Genomic DNA, 23106 nt, shown 5'->3' with positions numbered 1-23106 from the left:
GAGACAAAAAAGTATAGCCCGCGTCAGACGTTACCGTCAACGCGAACTACACCGGACGTCCCGCCGTGCCCGCCTTGGCGGCGCACGGGTTGGGACTTCACTGCGATCCCGCCCTTCCTGGGCCGAACACGAGGCGCTTCCTGCGACCTCATTTCGTGATCTGGATGGCCCCGCGAGGGGGCCATCAAAGGTCGGGCATTGTACCCGACCCGGTGTCGCTATTGAAAGCCGACCTTACGAGGCGCTGGATTCCTGGCCTTCAGCCTCGGCGGTTTCGGCCACTTCCGCGGCCGCGACCGGCGTCGACAGGGTCTCCAGCTCGGACTCGGTCAGGCCCGTGGCGCCGCGACGGCGCTGGGTGTGGTACGCCAGGCCGGTACCGGCCGGGATCAGGCGACCCACGATCACGTTCTCCTTCAGGCCACGCAGGCCATCGCGGGTACCGCGCACGGCGGCCTCGGTCAGCACGCGGGTGGTTTCCTGGAAGGACGCCGCCGAGATGAACGATTCGGTCGCCAGCGAGGCCTTGGTGATGCCCAGTAGGACCGGCTCGAAGCCGGCCACGATCTCATTGCGGGACGCCAGCTTGGCGTTCTCCTCGATGAGACGCTGACGCTCGACCTGCTCGCCGTTGAGGAACTTGCTGTCGCCCTGGTCGGTGATCTCGACCTTGCGCAGCATCTGGCGAACGATCACCTCGATGTGCTTGTCGTTGATCTTCACGCCCTGCAGGCGATAGACGTCCTGGATTTCCTTGGTCAGGTACACGGCCAGCGGCTCGACACCGAGCAGGCGCAGGATGTCCTGCGGGCTCGGCTCGCCGTCCACCACGGTCTCGCCCTTCTCCACGTGCTCGCCTTCGAACACGATGATCTGGCGGTACTTCGGAATGAGCTCTTCGTGCTCGTTACCGTCGGTGTCCTTGATGATCAGGCGCTGCTTGCCCTTGGTGTCCTTGCCGAACGAGACGATGCCCGAACGCTCCGCCAGGACCGCCGGGTCCTTCGGCTTGCGCGCTTCGAACAAGTCCGCCACGCGCGGCAGACCGCCCGTGATGTCGCGGGTCTTGGACGCTTCCTGCGGGATCTTGGCGACCACGTCGCCCACGCCCACCGGCGCACCGTCCTGCAGGTTCACGATCGAGCGCGGCGGCAGCAGGTACTGCGCCGGCAGATCGGTACCCGGGATCGACAGGTCCTTGCCGTTCTTGTCGACGATGCGGACGATCGGACGCAGGTCCTTGCCCTGCGAGCCGCGACGCTTCGGATCGGTGATCTCGCGCGAGGCCAGGCCGGTCAGTTCGTCGGTCTTCTCGATGACGGTGACGCCGTCGACGAAGTCGATGAAGCGCACGAAGCCCGCTACTTCCGACACGATCGGGTGGTTATGCGGATCCCAGTTGGCGACGGTCTGGCCGGCCTTGATCTCCGCGCCGTCCTTGACGGACACCATGGCGCCGTACGGCAGCTTGTAGCGCTCGCGCTCGCGGCCGTGGCCGTCGAGCACCGACAGTTCGCCCGAACGCGAGACCGCCACCAGGTGGCCGCCCGCATGGTCGACGTGCTTGAGGTTGTTGAACTTGATCGTACCGGTGGTCTTGACCGTCACGTTGTCGATGGCCGCCGCACGCGACGCGGCACCACCGATGTGGAACGTACGCATCGTCAGCTGCGTACCCGGCTCACCGATCGACTGCGCGGCGACGACGCCGACCGCTTCGCCGTGGTTCACCAGGTGACCGCGACCCAGGTCGCGACCGTAGCAGTGCGAGCACACACCGAACGAGCTTTCGCAGGTGATGGTCGAACGCACCTTGATCGATTGCACGCTGGCGTCGTCGAGCTTCTGCACCCAACCTTCGTCCAGCAGCGTGTTGCGCGTGACGATCGGCTCTTCGTCGTTGCCCGGCAGGAACACGTCCTCGGCCACGACACGACCCAGCACGCGGTCGCGCAGAGGCTCGACCACGTCGCCGCCTTCGACGATCGGGGTCATCATCAGACCCTCGACGGTGCCGCAGTCGGTTTCGGTGATCACCACGTCCTGCGCGACGTCGACGAGACGACGGGTCAGGTAACCCGAGTTCGCCGTCTTCAGCGCGGTATCGGCCAGACCCTTACGGGCACCGTGGGTCGAGATGAAGTACTGGAGAACGTTCAGGCCTTCGCGGAAGTTCGCGGTGATCGGCGTCTCGATGATCGAGCCGTCCGGCTTGGCCATCAGGCCGCGCATACCGGCGAGCTGACGGATCTGCGCCTGCGAACCACGAGCGCCGGAGTCGGCCATGATGTAGATCGAGTTCATCGACTTCTGGTCGATGGTCTCGCCCTTCGCGTTCTGGACCTTCTCGGTGCCGATCGCGTCCATCATCGCCTTGGCCACGCGCTCGTTCGTGCGCGACCAGATGTCGACGACCTTGTTGTAGCGCTCGCCCGCGGTGACCAGGCCCGACTGGTACTGCTCCTGGATTTCCAGGACTTCGGCCTCGGCCTCGTCCAGGATGCCCTTCTTCTCGACCGGGATCAGCATGTCGTCGATGCCGATGGACACGCCGGCACGCGTTGCGTAGCCGAAGCCGGTGTACATCAGCTTGTCGGCGAACACGACCGTGTCCTTCAGGCCGAGCATGCGGTAGCAGGAGTTGATCAGGCGGCTGATGTTCTTCTTGGTCAGCTCGACGTTGGCCAGCGCGAACGGCAGGCCTTCCGGCAGGATCTCGCGCAGCAGCGCGCGACCCACGGTCGTGTCGACGATCGAGGTCTTCTGCTCGCTGGTGCCGTCCTCGTTCTTCACCGTCTCGGTGATGCGCACCTTGCACTTGGCGTGCAGCTGGACGACACGGTTGTCGTAGGCGCGCTTGACTTCGGCGACGTTGGCGAACGCCATGCCCTCGCCTGCCTTGTTCTCCAGGGCGCGGGTCATGTAGTACAGACCGAGCACGACGTCCTGCGACGGCACGATGATCGGCTCGCCGTTCGCCGGCGACAGGATGTTGTTCGACGCCATCATCAGCGCGCGCGCTTCCAGCTGAGCTTCCAGCGAGAGCGGCACGTGCACGGCCATCTGGTCACCATCGAAGTCCGCGTTGAACGCGGTGCAGACCAGCGGGTGCAGCTGGATGGCCTTGCCTTCGATCAGCACCGGCTCGAACGCCTGGATGCCCAGGCGGTGAAGCGTCGGCGCGCGGTTCAGCAGGACCGGATGCTCGCGGATCACCTCTTCGAGGATGTCCCACACCTCGGCCTCTTCGCGCTCGACGAGCTTCTTGGCGGCCTTGATGGTCGTGGCGAGGCCGCGACGCTGCAGCTTGGCGAAGATGAAGGGCTTGAACAGCTCAAGCGCCATCTTCTTCGGCAGGCCGCATTCGTGCAGGCGCAGGGTCGGGCCGACCACGATGACCGAACGGCCCGAGTAGTCCACGCGCTTGCCGAGCAGGTTCTGGCGGAAGCGACCCTGCTTGCCCTTGATCATGTCGGCCAGCGACTTGAGCGGGCGCTTGTTGGTGCCGGTGATGGCACGGCCGCGACGGCCGTTGTCCATCAGCGCGTCAACCGATTCCTGCAGCATGCGCTTCTCGTTGCGCACGATGATGTCGGGCGCGTTGAGTTCGAGCAGGCGACGCAGGCGGTTGTTGCGGTTGATGACGCGGCGGTACAGGTCGTTCAGGTCGGAGGTCGCGAAGCGGCCGCCGTCCAGCGGAACCAGCGGACGCAGGTCCGGCGGCAGCACCGGCAGCACAGTCATGACCATCCACTCCGGACGGTTGCCGGACTCGAGGAAGGCTTCGACCAACTTGATGCGCTTGGTGAGGCGCTTGAGCTTGGTTTCGCTGTTGGTGGCCGCGATCTCTTCGCGCAGCGTAACCATTTCCGACTGCAGGTCGATCGTGCGCAGCAGCTCGTAGACGGCCTCGGCGCCCATCGCGGCTTCGAAGTCATCGCCGTGCTCCTGGCGAGCCTGCAGGAACTGCTCTTCGGTCAGCAGCGTGCCGCGCTCGAGCGCGGTCAGGCCCGGCTCGGTCACCACGTAGGCTTCGAAGTAGAGGATGCGCTCGATATCGCGCAGCGTCATGTCGAGCATCAGGCCGATGCGCGAGGGCAGCGACTTCAGGAACCAGATGTGCGCGACCGGCGAGGCCAGGTCGATATGACCCATGCGCTCACGGCGCACCTTGGCCAGCGTCACTTCCGTGCCGCACTTCTCGCAGACCACGCCGCGGTGCTTCATGCGCTTGTACTTGCCGCACAGGCACTCGTAGTCCTTGATCGGGCCGAAGATCGCGGCGCAGAACAGGCCGTCGCGTTCCGGCTTGAAGGTACGGTAGTTGATGGTTTCCGGCTTCTTCACTTCGCCGTAGGACCAGGAACGGATCAGGTCCGGCGAGGCAAGCGCGATCTTGATCGCGTCGAAGTCGATCGCCGTGCGCTGCTGGTTGAAGAGGTTGAGCAAGTCTTTCATGGTTTTCTCCAATCGGAGGAATTCGTCGATGGGCTGTAAATCGCTGACTCAATGAAGCGGGAAACGCGCGGATCGCGGCGCTTCCCGCCCACCGGTCAGGTCTCTTCCAGCTCCATGTTGATCGCGAGCGAGCGGATTTCCTTCACCAGGACGTTGAAGGATTCCGGCATGCCGGCAACCATCTCGTACTCGCCGTCGACGATGTTCTTGTACATCTGGTTGCGGCCCTGCACGTCGTCGGACTTCACCGTCAGCATTTCCTGCAGGGTGTAGGCCGCGCCGTAGGCTTCCAGCGCCCAGACTTCCATTTCGCCGAAGCGCTGGCCGCCGAACTGCGCCTTGCCGCCCAGCGGCTGCTGGGTGACGAGCGAGTACGGACCAGTCGAACGCGCGTGCATCTTGTCGTCGACCAGGTGGTTCAGCTTCAGCATGTGCATGTAGCCCACCGTGACCTTGCGCTCGAACGCTTCGCCGGTACGACCGTCGAACAGTTCGGTTTGGCCGCTGGACGGAAGCTCCGCCAGCTCCAGCATGCGCTTGATCTCGGACTCGGCCGCACCGTCGAACACCGGCGTCGCCATCGGCACGCCGTCGGTGAGGTTCTTCGCCAGACGCAGCAGTTCCTCGTCGGTGAACTGCGTCAGGTCGACACGCTCGCCGACGACCTTGCTGTCATGGTTGTAGATCTCGTTGAGGAACTTGCGCAGTTCGCCGATGGCCTGCTGCGCTTCCAGCATGCGCTGGATCTTCTGGCCCAGGCCCTTTGCGGCCCAGCCCAGATGCACCTCGAGGATCTGGCCGATGTTCATACGCGACGGCACGCCCAGCGGGTTCAGGACGATGTCGACGGTCTGGCCGTCGGCCGCGTACGGCATGTCCTGCACCGGCACGATGGTCGACACGACACCCTTGTTGCCGTGACGGCCGGCCATCTTGTCGCCCGGCTGGATGCGGCGCTTCACCGCGAGGAACACCTTCACCATCTTCAGCACGCCCGGAGCGAGGTCGTCGCCCTGGGTGATCTTGCCGCGCTTGTCGGCGAAGCGCTTCTCGAACTCCGCCTTGTGGACTTCGATCTGCTTCTGCGCGCGCTCGATCGCCTCGACGGCGTCGTCGTCCTTCATGCGCAGGGTGAACCATTCCTTCTTCGGCAGGCTGTCGATCACCAGCGAAGTGACGGTATCGCCCTTCTTCAGGCCGCCGCCGCCGTTGGCTACCTTGCCGACCAGCTGCGTACGCAGACGGTCGTAGATGGCCGCTTCGAGGATGCGGTACTGGTCGTCGAAGTCCTTCTTGACGCGACGGATCTCGTATTCCTCGATCTGGCGAGCGCGCTTGTCCTTCTCGATGCCGTCGCGGGTGAAGACCTGCACGTCGATGACGGTGCCGTCCATGCCCGGCGGCACGCGCAGCGAGCTGTCCTTAACGTCGGACGCCTTCTCGCCGAAGATCGCGCGCAGCAGCTTTTCTTCCGGCGTCAGCTGGCTCTCGCCCTTCGGCGTGACCTTGCCGACGAGGATGTCGCCTGCGCGGACTTCCGCACCGATGTACACCACGCCCGACTCGTCGAGGCGGTTCAGCGCCTGCTCGGAGACGTTCGGGATGTCGGCGGAGATTTCCTCCGGACCCAGCTTGGTGTCGCGCGCGACGCAGGTCAGCTCTTCGATGTGGATCGTGGTGTAACGATCCTGCTCGACCACGCGCTCGGAGAGCAGGATCGAGTCTTCGAAGTTGTAGCCGTTCCACGGCATGAACGCGACCAGCATGTTCTGGCCCAGCGCGAGTTCGCCGATGTCGGTCGAGGGACCGTCGGCCAGCACGTCGCCGCGCGCGACCACGTCACCCACGTTCACCAGCGGACGCTGGTTGATGCAGGTGTTCTGGTTGGAGCGCGTGTACTTGATCAGCGTGTAGATGTCGACGCCGGCGTCGGTCTCACCGACGATCTCCGACTCGTTGACCTTCACCACGATGCGGCCCGCGTCGATCTGCTCGATCACGCCGCCACGACGGGCATTCACGGTCACGCCCGAGTCGCGCGCCACGGCGCGCTCGATGCCGGTGCCGACCAGCGGCTTCTGCGCACGCAGCGTCGGCACGGCCTGGCGCTGCATGTTGGCGCCCATCAGTGCGCGGTTGGCGTCGTCGTGCTCGAGGAACGGAACCAGCGCCGCCGCGACCGACACGGTCTGCATCGGCGAGACGTCCATGAAGTGGATTTCGCTGGGCGGACGCAGCATCGACTCGCCCTGGTAACGGCACGCGACGAACTGGGCGGTGATGTGGCCCTTGTCGTCCTGCGGCGCGTTGGCCTGGGCGATGACGTACTCGTTTTCTTCGATGGCCGACAGGTACTCGACGTCGTCGGTCACGCGACCGTCCACGACCTTTCGGTACGGCGTCTCGAGGAAGCCGTACTTGTTGGTGCGGGCGAACACGGCCAGCGAGTTGATCAGGCCGATGTTCGGGCCTTCCGGCGTCTCGATGGTGCAGACGCGACCGTAGTGGGTCGGGTGCACGTCGCGGACTTCGAAGCCGGCGCGCTCACGGGTCAGGCCGCCCGGACCGAGGGCCGACACGCGACGCTTGTGCGTGACTTCCGACAGCGGGTTGTTCTGGTCCATGAACTGCGACAGCTGCGAGGAGCCGAAGAACTCCTTGATCGCGGCGGCCACCGGCTTGGCGTTGATGAGCTCCTGCGGCGTCAGGCCTTCGGACTCGGCCATCGACAGGCGTTCCTTCACGGCGCGCTCGACGCGGACCAGGCCGACGCGGAAGACGTTCTCAGCCATTTCGCCGACCGAACGCACGCGACGGTTGCCCAGGTGGTCGATGTCGTCCACGGTGCCGCGACCGTTGCGGATCTCGGTCAGCACGCGGATGACGTCCAGGATGTCGGACGTCTGGCCGCACGCTTCGCGCAGGCGCACGGACTCTTCGTCCTTGCGGTCGGCGAAGTACTTGGCGTCGTAGAGCACCGACGCGCCTTCGGTTTCCTTGCGGCCGAGGCGGCGGTTGAACTTCATGCGGCCCACGGCCGAGAGGTCGTAACGCTCGAAGGTGAAGAACAGGTTGTGGAACAGGTTCTGCGCGGCGTCCTTCGTCGGCGGCTCGCCCGGACGCATCATGCGATAGATCTCGACCAGCGCTTCCAGCTGCGTCTTGGTCGCGTCGATGCGCAGCGTGTGCGACAGGTAGGCGCCGCGATCCAGGTCGTTCACCCACAACGTGCCAACGGCCTCGATGCCGGCCTTGCGGAAGGCGGCCAGTTGGTCTTCGTTGACCTCGTCGTTGGCGGTGGCCAGCAGTTCGCCGGTCTTCGCATCGACGACATCGTGCGAGAGGATGCGACCGATCAGGTATTCGTCCGGCACGGCCAGCGCGGCAACGCCCGCCTGCTCCAGCTGCTTGACGTGACGCGCGGTGATGCGGCGACCGGCTTCGACGATCACCTTCTCGCCATCGGCCAGGTCGAAGTTCAGCGTCTCGCCGCGCAGGCGCTCGGGCACCAGCTCCAGCTGCACGCCTTCCGACGGATCGATGTGGAAAGTGTTGACCTCGAAGAACTCACGCAGCATTTCCTCGTTGTTGTAACCGAGCGCGCGCAGCAGCACGGTCACCGGGAGCTTGCGGCGACGGTCGATACGGGTGAACAGCGCGTCCTTCGGGTCGAACTCGAAGTCCAGCCACGAACCGCGGTAAGGAATGATGCGGGCGCTGTACAACAGCTTGCCCGAGCTGTGCGTCTTGCCGCGGTCGTGGTCGAAGAACACGCCCGGCGAACGGTGCAGCTGCGAGACGATGACGCGCTCGGTGCCGTTGACGATGAAGGTGCCGTTGTCGGTCATGAGCGGGATCTCGCCCATGTAGACCTCCTGCTCCTTCACGTACTTGATCGCCTTGGTCGACGACTCGCGGTCGTAGATCACCAGGCGCACGGTCACGCGCAGCGGGGCGCCGTAGGACAGACCACGGTTGCGGCATTCGCGCTCGTCGAAGGGCGGCTCGCCCAGCTTGTAGCCGACGTATTCCAGCGCGGCATTACCGCTGTAGCTGACGATCGGGAACACCGACTTCAGGGCGGCGTGCAGGCCACGATCCGAGCGCTTGGCCGGATCGGTGTGTTCCTGCAGGAATTCACGGTAGGAATCGACCTGGATGGCCAACAGGAAAGGCACTTCGAGAATCGACTTGCGCTTGCCGAAGTCCTTGCGGATGCGCTTCTTTTCGGTGAACGAATAGTTCGTGGAAGCTGTGGTCATGGTGAGCTACCGCCTCATTGGAACGGGACCTGCGATTGCGGATCCGTGATTCGACCATCGTGCGGAAAAGGCCGGAGGAACCGTTTTCCGATCGACTGCCAGGGCAAACCGCTGGTGCTGCCTGGACGAACGCCTTGGCGTGTCGAACCTCGTATCTCCAATCACCAATCCCCAGGGGAAAAGTGAACTGTCAGTTGGAAGCCGCGGGTATTGCCGGCACCCGCACGCCCTCTGCTGCTGCTTCCAACTACCAACTCGGTTGGGTTTTGCGTTGAACGGTGAAGACGACCTGGGCCCGGTTGGGCGGGTTCGGCTTCACGGCCGCGGGCAAAAAACCGCGCCCTTCAACAACGGCCAAAGGCCGGGGCCTTCCGGCCCCAGCCTCAGGTGGTCGCCACTGCTGCGCTCTCGATCAAGAGCCGGCGACGCAGGAACTGATTACTTCAGCTCGACGGTCGCGCCAGCGGCCTCGAGTTCCTTCTTGAACTTCTCGGAGTCTTCCTTCGACACGGCTTCCTTGACGGTCTGCGGCGCGCCTTCGACCAGGTCCTTCGCTTCCTTCAGGCCCAGGCCCGTGATGGCGCGGACGGCCTTGATGACTTCGACCTTCTTCTCGCCGGCAGCCTTCAGGATGACGTTGAACTCGGTCTGCTCTTCGACCGGGGCAGCGGCGACGGCCGGGCCGGCAACAGCAACCGGAGCAGCGGCGGTGACGCCGAACTTGTCTTCGATCGCCTTGACCAGGTCCATCACCTGGCTGATGGTCATGCCGGCAACGGCGTCGACGATCTGTTCGTTGGAAAGGGACATGTTGTTAACCTCTGGAAATTTTTGAACGTACGAATGTGTTCAGTCGCGTAGACGAAGCGGCAATTAAGCCGTCTCGGTCTCGGCTGCAGCTTCTGCGGTCGCTTCGCCGCCACCCTGCTTGTCGGCCACGGCCTTGACGGCGCGGGCAAACATGGTGACCGGCTCGGCCAGGACACGGGCCAGCATGGCCAGAGCCTGTTCGCGGGTCGGCAACGAGGCCAGCACTTCGACATGCGAGCCCGGGAAGAGCTTGCCGTCGATGGAGACGACCTTCGCCTGCAGCTTGTCGTTCGACTTGGCGAATTCCTTGATCAGACGCCCGGCGGCACCGGGGTCTTCCGACGAGAACGCGTACAGCAGCGGACCGACCAGTGCATCCTTCGTGCACTCGAACTCGGTACCTTCGACGGCGCGCGCGGCCAGGGTGTTCTTGACAACCTTCAAGAACACGCCGGTCTCACGAGCCTTCTTGCGCATCGCGGTCATCTGACTGACCGTGGTGCCTGCGTACTCGGCAGCGACCAGGGAGTGGGCCTTCGAAGCGACTTCCGCCAGTTCGGCGACTACTTCTTGCTTCTGGGACAGATTGAGAGCCATTGCACTCCTCCAAATGAACTCCGCTCACGGCTCCTGCCGCTTGCGGTCCTGGGCAGCACCGATCCCTGGTGCCGGGGACGCCGAGGCATCCCGGTGGTGGCCACTCCAGAAAAGATTTCCAGAAGGCACCATCTACGCAGGCCGACCCGGACGGGTCCGGATTAAGCAGTCCCGCTTCCACCGACGGCGATTCCCTGCCATGTCGAGCAATCCCTGCCCGTCGCCGGTAGGCGCTGACCGCACCTGCGGTCTTTGACGGCTGCCGCCACGGAATCCGTGGCGACGCCCTCAAAACTTGCGACCGTCGGCGCGAACGCCGTCGGCATGAAACGAATTACTTCAGCGTCAGCGAAGTCTGGTCCACGGTCACGCCGGGGCCCATGGTCGTGCTGATCGAAATCTTCTGCAGGTACTGACCCTTCGCGGTCGCCGGCTTGGCCTTGATCAGGTCCAGCAGCAGGGCGTGCAGGTTGTCCTTCAGCGAGCCGTCTTCGAAGCTGGCCTTGCCGATGGTGCAGTGGATGATGCCGGCCTTGTCGGTGCGGTAACGCACCTGGCCGCCCTTGGCGTTCTTGACCGCCTCGGCCGGGTTCGGCGACACGGTGCCGACCTTCGGGTTCGGCATCAGGCCACGCGGGCCGAGCACCTGGCCCAGCTTGCCGACGACGCGCATGGCGTCCGGCGTGGCGATGACGACATCGTAGTTCAGGTCGCCGGCCATCATCTTCTCGGCCAGGTCGTCCATGCCGACGGCTTCGGCGCCAGCGGCCAGGGCCTCATCGGCCTTGGCACCGGACGGGGCGAACACCGCCACGCGCACGGTCTTGCCGGTGCCGGCGGGCAGCACGGTCGAACCGCGCACCTGCTGGTCGGACTTCTTCGCATCCACGCCCAGACGCACGGCCACGTCGACGGACTCGACGAACTTGGCCTTGGTGGCGGTCTTGACGATCTTGATGGCGTCGTCGATGGCGTAGGTCTTGCCCGGGACGACAGCGGCCTTGATGGCCTTTTCGCGCTTGCTCATTGCCATGTTCTTAGCCCTCCACCACCAAACCCATGCTGCGGGCCGAACCCGCAATCGTCTTCACCGCCGCATCCAGGTCGGCCGCCGTCAGGTCGGCTTCCTTCTGCTTGGCGATGGCTTCCAGCTGGGCGCGGGTGACCTTGCCCACCTTCTCGGTGTTCGGGCGCTTGGAGCCGGACTGGATGCCAGCGGCCTTCTTCAGCAGCACCGAAGCCGGGGTCGACTTGGTGACGAACGTGAACGTACGGTCGGAGTACGCGGTGATGATGACCGGGGTCGGCAGACCCGGCTCGAGCTTGGAGGTCGCGGCGTTGAAGGCCTTGCAGAACTCCATGATGTTGAGGCCGCGCTGACCGAGGGCAGGACCCACCGGCGGCGACGGATTGGCCTGACCGGCCTTGACCTGCAACTTGATGTAACCGACTACTTTCTTAGCCATTTTTCTTCTCCGGGTGCTAGCGCCTGGACCTCAGGCTCCCCATCGCGCCGGGAAAATCACGTGTCCCGACATCACGTTGCGGCGCCCTGCGCAGGGCCGGCGCCGCTGAACACGCCGACGGCCGCCATGCGGCGGCCGGGGCTTCGACCCGCGCCCGAAGGCAGCGAGCCGGTAAGTATATCAGAGATTTAGGCCTTTTCGACCTGGCCGAACTCGAGCTCGACCGGGGTCGAGCGACCGAAGATCAGCACCGCCACGCGGAGGCGGCTCTTCTCGTAGTTGATCTCTTCGACCACGCCATTGAAGTCGTTGAACGGGCCGTCGATGACGCGAACCATCTCGCCCGGCTCGAACAGGACCTTCGGCTTCGGCTTCTCGACGCCTTCCTGAACGCGCTGCAGGATGGCATCGGCCTCGCGGTCGGCGATCGGCAACGGACGGTCGGCGGTGCCGCCGATGAAGCCCATCACCTTCGGGGTTTCCTTCACCAGGTGCCAGCTCTCGTTGTCCATGCGCGGGATGCCCGCTTCGTCATGGGTCGCGATCTGGACCAGAACATAGCCCGGGAAGAACTTGCGTTCGGAGCGGCGCTTCTGGCCGGAGCGCATTTCCACGACCTCTTCGGTCGGGACCAGCACTTCACCGAACTTGTCCTGCATGCCATCGCGCGCGATGCGGTCACGCAGCGCCTGCGCCACGGACTTCTCGAAGCCCGAGTAGGCGTGGACGACGTACCAGCGTTTATGCACTTCGGTCATTTGCTTACTGCCCCAGGATGAGCTTGACGCCGAACTGGATCGCCAGGTCGAAGCCGGCCAGGATCAGGCTGAGCACCGCGACCGCGATCATTACCACCCAGGTGGTCCGCATGGCTTCCTGGCGGGTTGGCCAGACTACCTTGCGCAGTTCGAAGCGCGATTCGGAGAGGAATTCACGGGTCTGATGACCCTTGCCGCTGGTCAGGAACACGCCTGCGCCCAGCACCAGGCCGGCCACGACCGCGGCCGCACGCAACGGGCCTGCCCATTGGTCGAAAAAGATGTAGACGGCCACGCCAGCGACCACCAGCAGCAATGCCAGTGCGTACTTGACGATGTCGCCGGCGGAGCCGGCTCCGGGTTGTTCGACCTTGCTGTTCATCCGATCCATCGCGCGACGTGAACGGTCGCGTCTGTTGTGGGAAAGACCGACCACGGATGACCGGGCTTTTTGCGGAGGACCCGCATGGGTTGGCACGCCAGGAGGGACTCGAACCCCCAACCTGCGGTTTTGGAGACCGCTGCTCTGCCAATTGAGCTACTGGCGTACATTCTGTTGTTGGCGCCCCTTAGACGGCAACGGCGAGCCGTTTCCGACTCGCCTGCCCGGATCGCCATTCCGGTGTTGCGCAGGCCTTCGACCACCGCAATCCCGGAAAGTTGCCACGGCGGCGAACCACCGTGGCGACAGGCTTACTTGATGATCTTGGCCACCACGCCGGCGCCGACGGTACGACCGCCTTCGCGGATCGCGAAACGCAGGCCTTCGTCCATCGCCACCGGGTTGATCAGCGACACCACCATCTTGATGTTGTCGCCCGGCATCACCATCTCGACGCCTTCCGGCAGCGTCACCGCGCCGGTGATGTCGGTCGTGCGGAAGTAGAACTGCGGGCGGTAACCCTTGAAGAACGGCGTGTGACGGCCACCCTCGTCCTTCGACAGCACGTACACCTCGGCCTCGAACTCCGTGTGCGGGTTGATCGAACCCGGCTTGCACAGCACCTGGCCGCGCTCCACGTCGTCACGCTTCGTGCCGCGCAGCAGCAGACCGGCGTTGTCGCCCGCCTGACCCTGGTCCAGCAGCTTGCGGAACATTTCGACGCCGGTCACCGTCGTCTTCTGCGTCGGGCGGATACCGACGATTTCGATTTCGTCGCCGACCTTGATGATGCCGCGCTCGATACGACCGGTCACCACGGTGCCGCGGCCCGAGATCGAGAACACGTCTTCCACCGGCATCAGGAACGGCTTGTCGACGTCACGCTGCGGCTCCGGAATGAACGTGTCCAGCGCTTCCACCAGCTTCAGGATCGCCGGCACGCCGATCTCCGACTGGTCGCCTTCCAGCGCCAGACGCGCCGAACCCTTGATGATCGGGGTGTCGTCGCCCGGGAACTCGTACTTCGACAGAAGCTCACGCACTTCCATCTCCACCAGCTCCAGCAGCTCGGCGTCGTCCACCATGTCGGCCTTGTTCAGGAACACGACGATGTACGGCACGCCCACCTGGCGCGACAGCAGGATGTGCTCACGCGTCTGCGGCATCGGGCCGTCCGCGGCCGAGCACACCAGGATCGCGCCGTCCATCTGCGCCGCACCCGTGATCATGTTCTTCACGTAGTCGGCGTGGCCCGGGCAGTCCACGTGTGCGTAGTGGCGGTTCGGGCTTTCGTACTCGACGTGCGCCGTCGAGATCGTGATGCCGCGCGCCTTCTCTTCCGGCGCTGCGTCGATCGCGTCGTACGCCTTGAACTCGCCGCCGAAACGCTCCGCGCCCACCTTCGTCAGTGCCGCCGTCAGCGTCGTCTTGCCGTGGTCGACGTGACCGATCGTGCCCACGTTCACGTGCGGCTTGGTGCGCTCAAACTTACCCTTGGCCATGACAGTCGACTCTCGCTTTAGGACGGAATTACGGGTGGTACTGAAAGATGGTGCTCACGAAAGGAATCGAACCTTCGACCTCCTCCTTACCAAGGAGGTGCTCTACCGACTGAGCTACGTGAGCAAGTTGTTCCAGCAGGTTTACGTCGCGGCGTTCAATGGAGCGGGAGACGGGAATCGAACCCGCACCATCAGCTTGGAAGGCTGAGGTTCTACCGTTGAACTACTCCCGCGCCGGACAAACCTGCTTGGGTACTGCACCAGTGGATGGTAAGTCCGCCGGTTTTTCCACCAGTCTCGCGACCGGGTGAAGCTGGTGGAGGGAGGTGGATTCGAACCACCGAAGGCGTAAGCCAGCAGATTTACAGTCTGCCCCCGTTGGCCGCTTGGGTATCCCTCCAAAAGAGCCCGCAATTTTGAGACTGGGCGCCGAGGTTGTCAACGCGTTTCGCGAATCAATTTTTCGGCGGGCGCCGGGAGCAGGCCCGCGCGCGTCGCCAAAAGCCGCATCCGCGCGTCAGACGTTGAAGCGGAAATGCAGCACGTCGCCTTCCTGTACGCGGTATTCCTTGCCTTCCAGGCGGAACCGGCCGGCGTCGCGGGCGCCGGATTCGCCCCGGTACTTGATGAAATCGTCGTAGGCGATGGTTTCGGCTCGGATGAAGCCCTTCTCGAAATCCGTATGGATCACGGCCGCGGCCTGCGGCGCGGTGGCGCCGGACTTCACGGTCCAGGCGCGGACCTCCTTCACGCCAGCGGTGAAATAGGTTTGCAGGCCCAGCAGCTTGTAGGCGGCACGGATGACGCGGTTCAGGCCGGGCTCGTCCAGCCCCAGGTCCTTCAGGAAGGCGTCGCGGTCGGCGTCGTCCAGCTGGCTCAGCTCTTCCTCGATGGCCGCGCATACCGGCACCACCTCGGCCCCCTCGCCCACCGCGCGGGCGCGCACGGCGTCCAGGTGCGGGTTGTTCTCGAAACCGTCCTCCAGCACGTTGGCGACGTACATGACCGGCTTGAGCGTGAGCAGGAACAGCTCGCGCAGCAGCAGCCTGTCGTCGTCCGACAGCCCCAGCGCGCGCGCCGGCTTGCCGGCGTCCAGGCCGGCACGGACGCGGCCCAGCACCTCGACGCGGGCCTTGGCGTCCTTGTCGCCCGTCTTGGCCGAGCGCTCGGCGCGCTGCAGGGCCTTCTCGACGGACTCCAGGTCGGCCAGGGCCAGCTCGGTGTCGATGGTCTCGATGTCGGCGATCGGATCGATTCGGTTGCTGACGTGGATGACGTCCGGGTTCTCGAAGCAGCGCACCACGTGGGTGATCGCGTCGACCTCGCGGATGTGCGCCAGGAACTTGTTGCCCAGGCCTTCGCCACTCGCCGCGCCCGCCACCAGGCCGGCGATGTCGACGAACTCCACCGCCGTGGGAATGACCTTCTGCGGCTTGACGATGTCCGACAGCGCATTCAGGCGCGGATCGGGCACGGGCACCACGCCCACGTTCGGCTCGATCGTGCAGAACGGGAAATTGGCCGCGGCGATACCCGCCTTGGTCAAGGCGTTGAAGAGGGTCGACTTGCCGACGTTGGGCAGGCCGACGATGCCGCATTTGATGCCCATGGAAACTCCAGGATGACCCGCCGTGTCGGCGGTTGGAAAACGGATCGTGACTCGGGACTGGCGGGTCGAGGGAGACCGGGACCCGCCAGTCCCCAGTTACGGCTTGCCGGTGTGAAGCCGCTTCATGGCTTCGTTGAAATCGCCGGTTACGGCCAGCGGAAGCACGTCGTCGGCGTCGGAGATGGCGCGCAGGATGGACGCTTCGTCGTCCGCGCCCGGCTTGCCGAGCACCCAGGACGTGACGCGATCCTTGTGGCCGGGATGGCCGATACCGATGCGCAGGCGATGGTACTTGCCGTGTCCGAGCAGGCGGGAAATGTCGCGCAGGCCGTTCTGGCCGCCATGGCCGCCGTCGAACTTCAGGCGTGCGGCACCGGTCGGCAGGTCCAGCTCGTCATGGGCGACCAGCATCTCTTCGGGCTCGATCTTCCAGTAGCGCAGCGCGGCCGCGACGGACTTGCCCGAGAGGTTCATGAAGGTGGCCGGCTTGAGCAGCCAGACCGGCTGGCCGGCGATGTCGACCTTGCAGGTCTCGCCGAACAGCTTGGATTCCAGACCGAAGCGCGCGCCCTGTCGCTGTGCGAGGGCGTCCACAAACCAGAACCCGGCGTTGTGCCGGGTCCTGAGATGTTCGGCGCCGGGATTACCCAGCCCGACGATGAGGCGCAGACCGGCCATCGTGGACTCACGTGGCGACCCGCCCGCTCGCGCGGGCGGATCAACCGGACGTGATTACTTCTCGTCCTTCTTGGCGGCCTTGGTCGCCGGCACTTCGGCCGGCGGAGCCTCGGTCGTTTCCTCGGACTCGACGCGACCGTGCTTGGCGATCACGACGGCGACGTCGTGTTCCTTGCCCAGCTTCAGTTCCGGCAGCTCGACGCCCTTGGGCAGCTTGATGTCGGACAGGTGGACGATGTCGCCCACGGCCAGCTTCGACAGGTCGATCTCGATGAACTCCGGCAGGTCCTTCGGCAGGCAGCTGACGGTGACTTCGTTGAGCTCGTGGGTGATGACCACGTCGGCGGCCTTGCCGGCCGGCGAGCCTTCCTGGTTGAGGAAGTGCAGCGGCACCGAGGCCTTCAGCGCGGCGTTCAGATCAACGCGCTGGAAGTCCAGGTGCATGATGATCTGCTTGAACGGATGGCGCTGGATGTCGCGCAGCAGCACCGGCTCGGCCTTGCCGTCGATGTCGAGGGTCAGGATCGAGGAGTAGAACCACTCGTTCTGCTGGGCGAGCCAGGTCTTCTCGTGCTCGAGCTGGATGGGCTGCGGAGCGGACTTGCCGCCGTAGACGATGGCCGGGATGCTGGCGGCGTGGCGAAGGCGGCGGCTCGCACCCTTCCCTTCGACCTTGCGGCCAGTGGCCTTGAGGATGTGTTCGGACATTTTCGTAACTCACTTTGCTTGCAATGGACCCGCCTCGCGGCGGGATGAACGCTCACCCGCGACCAGGTGAGCGGTTTTGCGATGACGGCCGGAGCCGCCACCGCAGATTCTTTCGTCAGTCCACGTAGAGCGAACTGACGGATTCGCCGAAAGCCACGCGGCGGATCGTCTCGGCCAGCAGCTCGGCAACGCTGAGCTGGCGGATCTTGCTGCAGGCCTTCGCTGCTTCGGACAGCCGGATGGTGTCGGTGACCACCAGCTCGTCGAGCTGCGATTTGGTCACGTTGTCCATCGCCGCGCCCGACAGCACCGGATGCGTGCAGTACGCGACCACCTTGGTCGCGCCCTGCGCCTTCAGCGCGTTCGCCGCCGCGCACAGCGTGCCGGCGGTGTCGACGATGTCGTCGACCAGAACGCACGTCTTGCCTTCCACGTCACCGATGATGTTCATCACCGTGGCGACGTTCGCACGCGGACGACGCTTGTCGATGATCGCCAGGTCCGCGTCGTCGAGGCGCTTTGCGATTGCTCGCGCGCGCACCACGCCGCCGACGTCGGGCGAGACCACCACCATGTTGTCCGTGCCGTGCGCGCGCCAGATGTCGGCGAGCAGCAGCGGCGAGGCGTACACGTTGTCCACCGGGATATCGAAGAAACCCTGGATCTGGTCGGCGTGCAGGTCGACCGTCAATACCCGGTCGGTGCCCACGGCGCCGAACATCTTCGCCGCGACCTTGGCCGTGATCGGCACGCGCGAGGAACGCGGGCGGCGATCCTGGCGGGCGTAGCCGAAGTACGGCACCACCGCGGTGACGCTGGCGGCCGAGGCGCGCTTGAGCGCGTCCACCAGCACCAGCAGCTCCATGAAGTTCTCGGCCGTGGGCGCGTTCGTCGGCTGGATCACGAACACTTCCTGCCGGCGCACGTTCTCCTCGATCTCGACCTGCACCTCACCGTCGGAGAAACGACCGACCAGTGCCTTTCCCAGCCGGATGCCGAGTTCCTTGCAGACCGATTCGGCCAGCGGGCGGTTGGCGTTGCCGCTGAAGATCAGCAGGTTGCGGTCGTTCTGCATGGTGTGGCACCGGATTCGGAAGGGGCACTCGGGATTGCAGACTCGACATGCGAATCTCCAATCCCGAATTCCCGATCCCGGATTGAATTGGCAGGGGCGGTAGGATTCGAACCTACGAGTGCCGGGATCAAAACCCGGTGCCTTGGGCCACTTGGCGACGCCCCTGCGGGGTGACTCCGGTCAGGGAGCCGATACAGCCTGTCTCGTCCAGTCGGCCAGTGCACGGTGCAGCGGGGAAGCCTGAGCTCCTTCCGCCACCCAGGCCCGAAGGCCCGGCGCCAACACCGTCAGCGCCTCCTCCGCCGCTTCGCGCGTGGCGAATTCGACGAAACAGCCGCTGCCGGATCCGGTCAGGCGCGCCGGACCGATGCACGACAGCGCAGCGAACACCGCCTCAACGGCAGGTTCGCGCGCGCGCAACACCGGCTCGAACGCATTCCCGAGCGGCACACCCGAAACGAAGTCCGACATTGTCGCGGGCGCGGCATCACGCGTCAATTCAGGGGATCGGAACAGCGCGGCGGTCGGCGCATGCACGCCGGGGTCCGCCAGCACATACCAGGCCGACGGCAGCCGGACGGTCGTCAGCCGCTCGCCAACCCCTTCTGCCCACGCATTCTCACCGCGCACGAAGACGGGCACATCCGCCCCAAGGCGCAGACCGAGATCCGCGAGCTCGTCGAGTCCCAGCCCGACGCCCCACAAGGCATTCAAGGCCACAAGCACCGAGGCGGCATCGGACGACCCACCGCCGAAACCACCGCCGCTTGGAATGCGCTTTTCGACGAGAATATCTGCACCAAAGCCGACGTTAGCGACCGATTGGAGCAACTTGGCTGCCCGGACGGTGAGATCGTCCTCCTCCGCCACACCCGGCGCGGAGGCGCCGTGCCGGCGGACCTGGCCGTCCTCACGGACCCGCAGGCGTACGGCATCGCCCCACTCCAGCAGCCGGAACACCGTCTGCAACAGGTGATAGCCGTCGTCTCGACGACCGGTGATGCGCAGGAACAGGTTCAGCTTCGCCGGCGCCGGCCAGGATGACCACGCCTGGCCGCGGGCGGTATCGGCAGTCATCTCGGTGCGTCCAGCGACCATTCGTCGACGATCAGGCGCACCTTGGCGCCGCTTCGGGTCGCCACCAGCCGGGTGGGCATGGCGGGCTCGCCGGCGCCCTGCCACTGCTCGAAATCGATCACCCAGCCGGCCTGCTCCAGCCGCACCGGACGGTTGCCCTCGCCATACACGACCCGCGCAGGACCGAATTCGTCGCTGGCGGCACCCACCCCACGGACCCAATAGGTCATGGCCCGGACCGGGATATCCCAGCCGGTGGTTTCCCGCAGCATTTCCTCCACGTCGTCGCTTTCACGCGGCCCGCCCTGGATGCCCTCCAGCCGGGCGTGTGCGGCATCGCCCGCCAGTCGCCAGCTCTGCCGGGTGACCGGTGCGCTCAGCGAGACCGCATACCGTTCGGCCCGGTTTTCCCAGTCGATCCGCCCGCTGCCGCCCTGCTTGCCGTTGGACACCGCGATGCGGCCCGAGAGGCTCCAGTCCACCACTTCGGCGCGGCGCGCGTCCTGCGCCTGCGCCTGCGCGTGATCCACCGGCACTGCCGGTGTGCGCACCGTATGTGACACGCAACCGGCCAGCAGTAGCGCCACGCATGCGGACGCCATGAACGCTCGGATCGCCCTCATGCGCCGGTCTTCTCCAGCGCGCGCTTGAGCGAGCGGTTGTCCGGATCGAGCTTGCGCGACAGATCGAAGTACTTCCGCGCCTCGTCCTTGTGCCCCAGCTCCCACAACACTTCGGCCAGGTGCGAGGCGATCTCGGCATCCTTCTGCATCGTCAGCGCGCGACGCAGCTCGACCAGCGCTTCTTCCTTGCGGCCCAGGCGATAGAGCACCCAGCCGTAGCTGTCGATGATGGCGGCGTTGTCGGGCTCGGCCGTGCGTGCGCGCTCGATCAGCTGCAACGCTTCCTGGTAGCGCGCGGTGCGGTCGGCCAGCGTATAGCCCAAGGCATTGAGCGCGGCGACGTTGTCCGGTTCGGCGACGAGGATCTTGCGCAGGTCGGCTTCGGCGCGCGGGATGTCGTCGCGGCGCTCCCAGCTCAGGCCGCGCGAATAGAGGATTTCCGGATCGTCCGGGAACGCGGCGAGGCCGCGCGCGTACGCGTCCATCTCGCCATCGAGGTTGTCGTCCTTCTGGCGCAGCGATGCTTCCAGCAGGTACGCATCGCGGCGCGTTTCGTCGTCCGCGGAGGCATCGGCCTGCATCTCGCGCAGCGACTTGTAGGCTTCGGCATCGCGGTCGAGTTCGTGCAGCACGTTGGCGCTGCGCAGGCGAGCCGACCACCGCTGCGGACCGCCGGCGACACCGCGGTACCAGTCCAGCGCCGCTTCGTTGCGATCGAGGAATTCGGCCATCTGCCCCAGCAGCAGGCGCCGCTGCGGGTCGGGCTCGGACGCATTGGCGCGCAGCTCTTCGTAAAGGCGGGTGAGCGCGGCCTTGTCCTCCGCCTGGGCGAGCAGCGCCGCGCGCAGGGCGTAGGTCTGGTCGTCCTGCGCGCCCTGGGCCAGCACCGCCTCGGCCGCGGTGTAGTCGCCCATGCGGTGGAACTCGTCGGCGATCGCGCGCCGCAGGGTCGCATCGTCCCCCGCCTTGTCGGCCAGCGAGGCCAGCAACTGGCGCGCTTCCTCGACCTTGCCGTCCTCGCGCAGCTGGCTGGCACGCAGCAGGCCCACGCGCGCTTCGCCGGGGAAACGCCGCACGACTTCAGCCACGACACGCTCGACCAGCTCCGGCTGCTCCAGGCCCTGGGCGAGACCCCCGAAGGCCAGCCAGGCCGGCAGCTTGTTCGGGATCTGGTTGCCGTCGATCAACTTGTCCAGCAGGCGCGCGGCCTGCTTCGGATCGCGCGCGCCGCCGCTGAGTACGCCCAGCGCCTGCCGCCAGCCCGTATCGCCGGGCGACTGCAGCAGCGTCGCCAGATGCTTGCGGGCGGTGCGCTCGTCGCCGCGGCGGATGGCCAGCACGGCCTCGGCCGCGGACAGGCTCAGCCCGTCGCCCCCCTGCTTTCGCCACAGCGACAGCGCCTGCGCCGCGCGCTTGTCGTCCTTGGCCAGCAGGGCGATGCGAGTGGCGCGTTCGGCCAGGGCAGCGTCGTCGGCAGTGCGGGCGGCTTCCAGATAGGCCTGGGCGGCCTCGTCCAGGCGACCGGACTGGAGGGCGAACTCGCCCACCATCAGCGATTCCAGCGAAGCCCCCATCGGATCGGCCGGGGCGGCGGGGGTCTTTTCCGCCGCGAATGAAGGCGCGGACGCGAACGCAACGACAAGGACGAAACAGAGCGTGCGCAAGGCAACGGGCATTCGATCAGGCCTGCAGGGCAACCGGGACGGGACGGGGCCGGTAGAATGTCGGCCTCCGGGTAGCCAGCAGCTTATCGCAAGCACCTGAACCAGAGTCCGGCGTCAATGAGTCTGTTCGTCCTAGGCATCAACCACCAGACCGCGCCGGTCAGCCTGCGCGAGCGGGTCGCGTTCTCGGCGGCCACCGTGCCGGCCGCGCTGGATGCCCTGCGGACCCTGCCCCAGGTGCAGGAAGTCGCGCTGCTGTCCACCTGCAACCGCACCGAGCTCTACGCCGTTTCCAACGATGACGGCCAGGCCCTGGCCGACTGGCTGGCCACGCATCCCGACGATGTCGGTGACCTGCACGCCTACCTCTACCGCCATCGCGATGCCGAAGCCGTGCGCCATCTGTTCCGTGTCGCCACCGGGCTGGACTCGCTGGTGCTGGGCGAACCGCAGATCCTCGGCCAGGTGAAGGACGCCTGGGCCACCGCGCGCAACGCCGGCACGCTGGGCAACCAGCTCGACCGCCTGTTCCAGCACGCATTCGCCACGGCCAAGCGCGCACGCACGGACACGCGCATCGGCGCCAATCCGGTGTCGGTGGCCTCCGCCGCGGTGCGGCTGGCGCAGGAATCCTTCGCGCGCCTGGAGGAGTCCACCGTGCTGATGATCGGCGCGGGCGAGACCATCGAACTGGCCGCACGACACCTGGTCCAGGCACGCGCCAAGCGCCTGCTGGTCGCCAACCGCACGCTCGCCCACGCGCAGGAACTGGCCAGCCGCCACGGCGGTTTCGCGCTGCCGCTGAACGAACTCGACAAGCACCTGGGCGAGGCCGACGTGGTGATTTCCGCCACCGCCAGCCGCGATCCGATCCTGCGCAAGCCGCAGGTCGTCGCCGCGCTCTCCACGCGCAAGCACCGGCCGATGCTGCTGCTCGACCTCGCGGTGCCGCGCGACATCGCACCGGACGTGGCCGACCTGAAGGACGTCTTCCTCTACACCGTCGACGACCTGGAACGCGCCATCGAGGACAACCGCCGCAGCCGTCGCGAAGCGGCGACGGAGGCCGAGGCCATCGTCGAACTGCAGGTGGCGCGCTTCACCGAGACGATGGCCGCCAGCACGCGCACCGAGCCGCTCAAGCGCCTGCGCGCGCACGGCGAAGCCGCCAAGGCCGACGTGCTGGCGAAGGCGCAGCAGCAGCTCGCCGCCGGGCAGGACCCGCAGGAAGTGCTGAGCTTCCTCGCGCACACGCTCACCAACCGCATCCTGCACGCGCCGACCGTGGCACTGCGCGAGGCCGCGCTCACCGGCAACGCCGACCTCGCGCGCGCCGCCGACAAGCTGTTTCCCGCGAATCCGGGCGACGCCGGGAATGACATGGACCGGGAAGCCTAGCGACCGCACCCGCGGTTGCACGGCCTCCCCTTCCGTATC

At 65.9% G+C, this 23106-nt stretch carries 17 protein-coding genes and 5 tRNA genes; 1 reads left to right on the top strand and 21 read right to left on the bottom strand.

All coding sequences use genetic code 11. The features are described 5' to 3' along the window. Positions 1-234 precede the first annotated feature (234 nt). From rpoC to QLQ15_RS08725, 21 genes are all read right to left on the bottom strand, one after another. Complete coding sequence (gene rpoC, locus QLQ15_RS08825; protein WP_283212432.1) at positions 235-4458, bottom strand: DNA-directed RNA polymerase subunit beta'; 4224 nt, start codon at positions 4456-4458, stop codon at positions 235-237. Positions 4459-4553: 95 nt separating this feature from the next. After that, positions 4554-8720 (bottom strand): DNA-directed RNA polymerase subunit beta, encoded by a 4167-nt coding sequence (gene rpoB / locus QLQ15_RS08820; protein WP_283212431.1) that lies wholly within the window; start codon positions 8718-8720, stop codon positions 4554-4556. Positions 8721-9158: 438 nt separating this feature from the next. Then, positions 9159-9530 (bottom strand): 50S ribosomal protein L7/L12, encoded by a 372-nt coding sequence (gene rplL, locus QLQ15_RS08815; protein WP_283212430.1) that lies wholly within the window; start codon positions 9528-9530, stop codon positions 9159-9161. A 63-nt stretch (positions 9531-9593) separates the two neighbouring features. Continuing rightward, on the bottom strand, positions 9594-10127 hold the full coding sequence (rplJ, locus tag QLQ15_RS08810; RefSeq protein WP_283212429.1) for a 50S ribosomal protein L10: 534 nt from the start codon (positions 10125-10127) through the stop codon (positions 9594-9596). A 334-nt stretch (positions 10128-10461) separates the two neighbouring features. After that, the gene (gene rplA, locus QLQ15_RS08805; RefSeq protein ID WP_283212428.1) at positions 10462-11160 is read right to left on the bottom strand and encodes a 50S ribosomal protein L1; all 699 of its coding nucleotides are present in this window, start codon (positions 11158-11160) and stop codon (positions 10462-10464) included. Between the two features lie 4 nt (positions 11161-11164). Beyond that, positions 11165-11593, bottom strand: a complete 429-nt coding sequence (rplK, locus tag QLQ15_RS08800) for a 50S ribosomal protein L11 (RefSeq protein WP_115647034.1) — start codon at positions 11591-11593, stop codon at positions 11165-11167. Positions 11594-11781: 188 nt separating this feature from the next. Continuing rightward, complete coding sequence (nusG, locus tag QLQ15_RS08795; protein WP_158982384.1) at positions 11782-12351, bottom strand: transcription termination/antitermination protein NusG; 570 nt, start codon at positions 12349-12351, stop codon at positions 11782-11784. 4 nt (positions 12352-12355) lie between these two features. Then, positions 12356-12733 (bottom strand): preprotein translocase subunit SecE, encoded by a 378-nt coding sequence (secE, locus tag QLQ15_RS08790; RefSeq protein ID WP_283212427.1) that lies wholly within the window; start codon positions 12731-12733, stop codon positions 12356-12358. A 90-nt stretch (positions 12734-12823) separates the two neighbouring features. Beyond that, positions 12824-12899, bottom strand: a tRNA-Trp gene (locus QLQ15_RS08785). Positions 12900-13044: 145 nt separating this feature from the next. After that, positions 13045-14235, bottom strand: coding sequence for an elongation factor Tu (gene tuf / locus QLQ15_RS08780; RefSeq protein WP_283212426.1), 1191 nt, complete (start codon positions 14233-14235; stop codon positions 13045-13047). Between the two features lie 48 nt (positions 14236-14283). Then, positions 14284-14359 (bottom strand) — tRNA-Thr (locus QLQ15_RS08775). 35 nt (positions 14360-14394) lie between these two features. After that, a tRNA-Gly gene (locus QLQ15_RS08770) sits at positions 14395-14468 on the bottom strand. 81 nt (positions 14469-14549) lie between these two features. Next, positions 14550-14635 (bottom strand) — tRNA-Tyr (locus QLQ15_RS08765). A 117-nt stretch (positions 14636-14752) separates the two neighbouring features. Continuing rightward, positions 14753-15844 carry a redox-regulated ATPase YchF gene (ychF, locus tag QLQ15_RS08760; RefSeq protein ID WP_283212425.1) on the bottom strand — a complete coding sequence of 364 codons (1092 nt, stop codon included), beginning with the start codon at positions 15842-15844 and terminating at the stop codon, positions 14753-14755. Positions 15845-15940: 96 nt separating this feature from the next. Beyond that, the gene (gene pth, locus QLQ15_RS08755) at positions 15941-16522 is read right to left on the bottom strand and encodes an aminoacyl-tRNA hydrolase (RefSeq protein ID WP_283212424.1); all 582 of its coding nucleotides are present in this window, start codon (positions 16520-16522) and stop codon (positions 15941-15943) included. A 54-nt stretch (positions 16523-16576) separates the two neighbouring features. Next, positions 16577-17230 (bottom strand): 50S ribosomal protein L25/general stress protein Ctc, encoded by a 654-nt coding sequence (locus tag QLQ15_RS08750; protein ID WP_283212423.1) that lies wholly within the window; start codon positions 17228-17230, stop codon positions 16577-16579. A 115-nt stretch (positions 17231-17345) separates the two neighbouring features. Continuing rightward, positions 17346-18305, bottom strand: coding sequence for a ribose-phosphate diphosphokinase (locus tag QLQ15_RS08745; protein WP_283212422.1), 960 nt, complete (start codon positions 18303-18305; stop codon positions 17346-17348). Positions 18306-18393: 88 nt separating this feature from the next. Beyond that, a tRNA-Gln gene (locus QLQ15_RS08740) sits at positions 18394-18470 on the bottom strand. 15 nt (positions 18471-18485) lie between these two features. Then, positions 18486-19382 (bottom strand): 4-(cytidine 5'-diphospho)-2-C-methyl-D-erythritol kinase, encoded by an 897-nt coding sequence (gene ispE / locus QLQ15_RS08735; RefSeq protein WP_283212421.1) that lies wholly within the window; start codon positions 19380-19382, stop codon positions 18486-18488. Continuing rightward, positions 19379-20005, bottom strand: a complete 627-nt coding sequence (gene lolB, locus QLQ15_RS08730) for a lipoprotein insertase outer membrane protein LolB (protein WP_283212420.1) — start codon at positions 20003-20005, stop codon at positions 19379-19381. Before lolB ends, ispE begins: the two co-directional genes overlap by 4 nt. Further along, positions 20002-21681 (bottom strand): tetratricopeptide repeat protein, encoded by a 1680-nt coding sequence (locus tag QLQ15_RS08725; protein ID WP_283212419.1) that lies wholly within the window; start codon positions 21679-21681, stop codon positions 20002-20004. The genes lolB and QLQ15_RS08725 overlap by 4 nt, the downstream gene beginning before the upstream one ends. Before the next feature lie 105 nt (positions 21682-21786). Between QLQ15_RS08725 and hemA the strand changes: the two genes are divergently transcribed. Continuing rightward, positions 21787-23067, top strand: a complete 1281-nt coding sequence (gene hemA, locus QLQ15_RS08720) for a glutamyl-tRNA reductase (RefSeq protein WP_283212418.1) — start codon at positions 21787-21789, stop codon at positions 23065-23067. Positions 23068-23106: the final 39 nt, after the last annotated feature.

The sequence above is a fragment of the Lysobacter stagni genome, assembly GCF_030053425.1.
GTDB lineage: Bacteria > Pseudomonadota > Gammaproteobacteria > Xanthomonadales > Xanthomonadaceae > Lysobacter_J > Lysobacter_J stagni.
The sequence above is the reverse complement of the archived record's forward strand: the minus strand, read 5'-3'. Positions and strand labels throughout refer to the sequence as shown.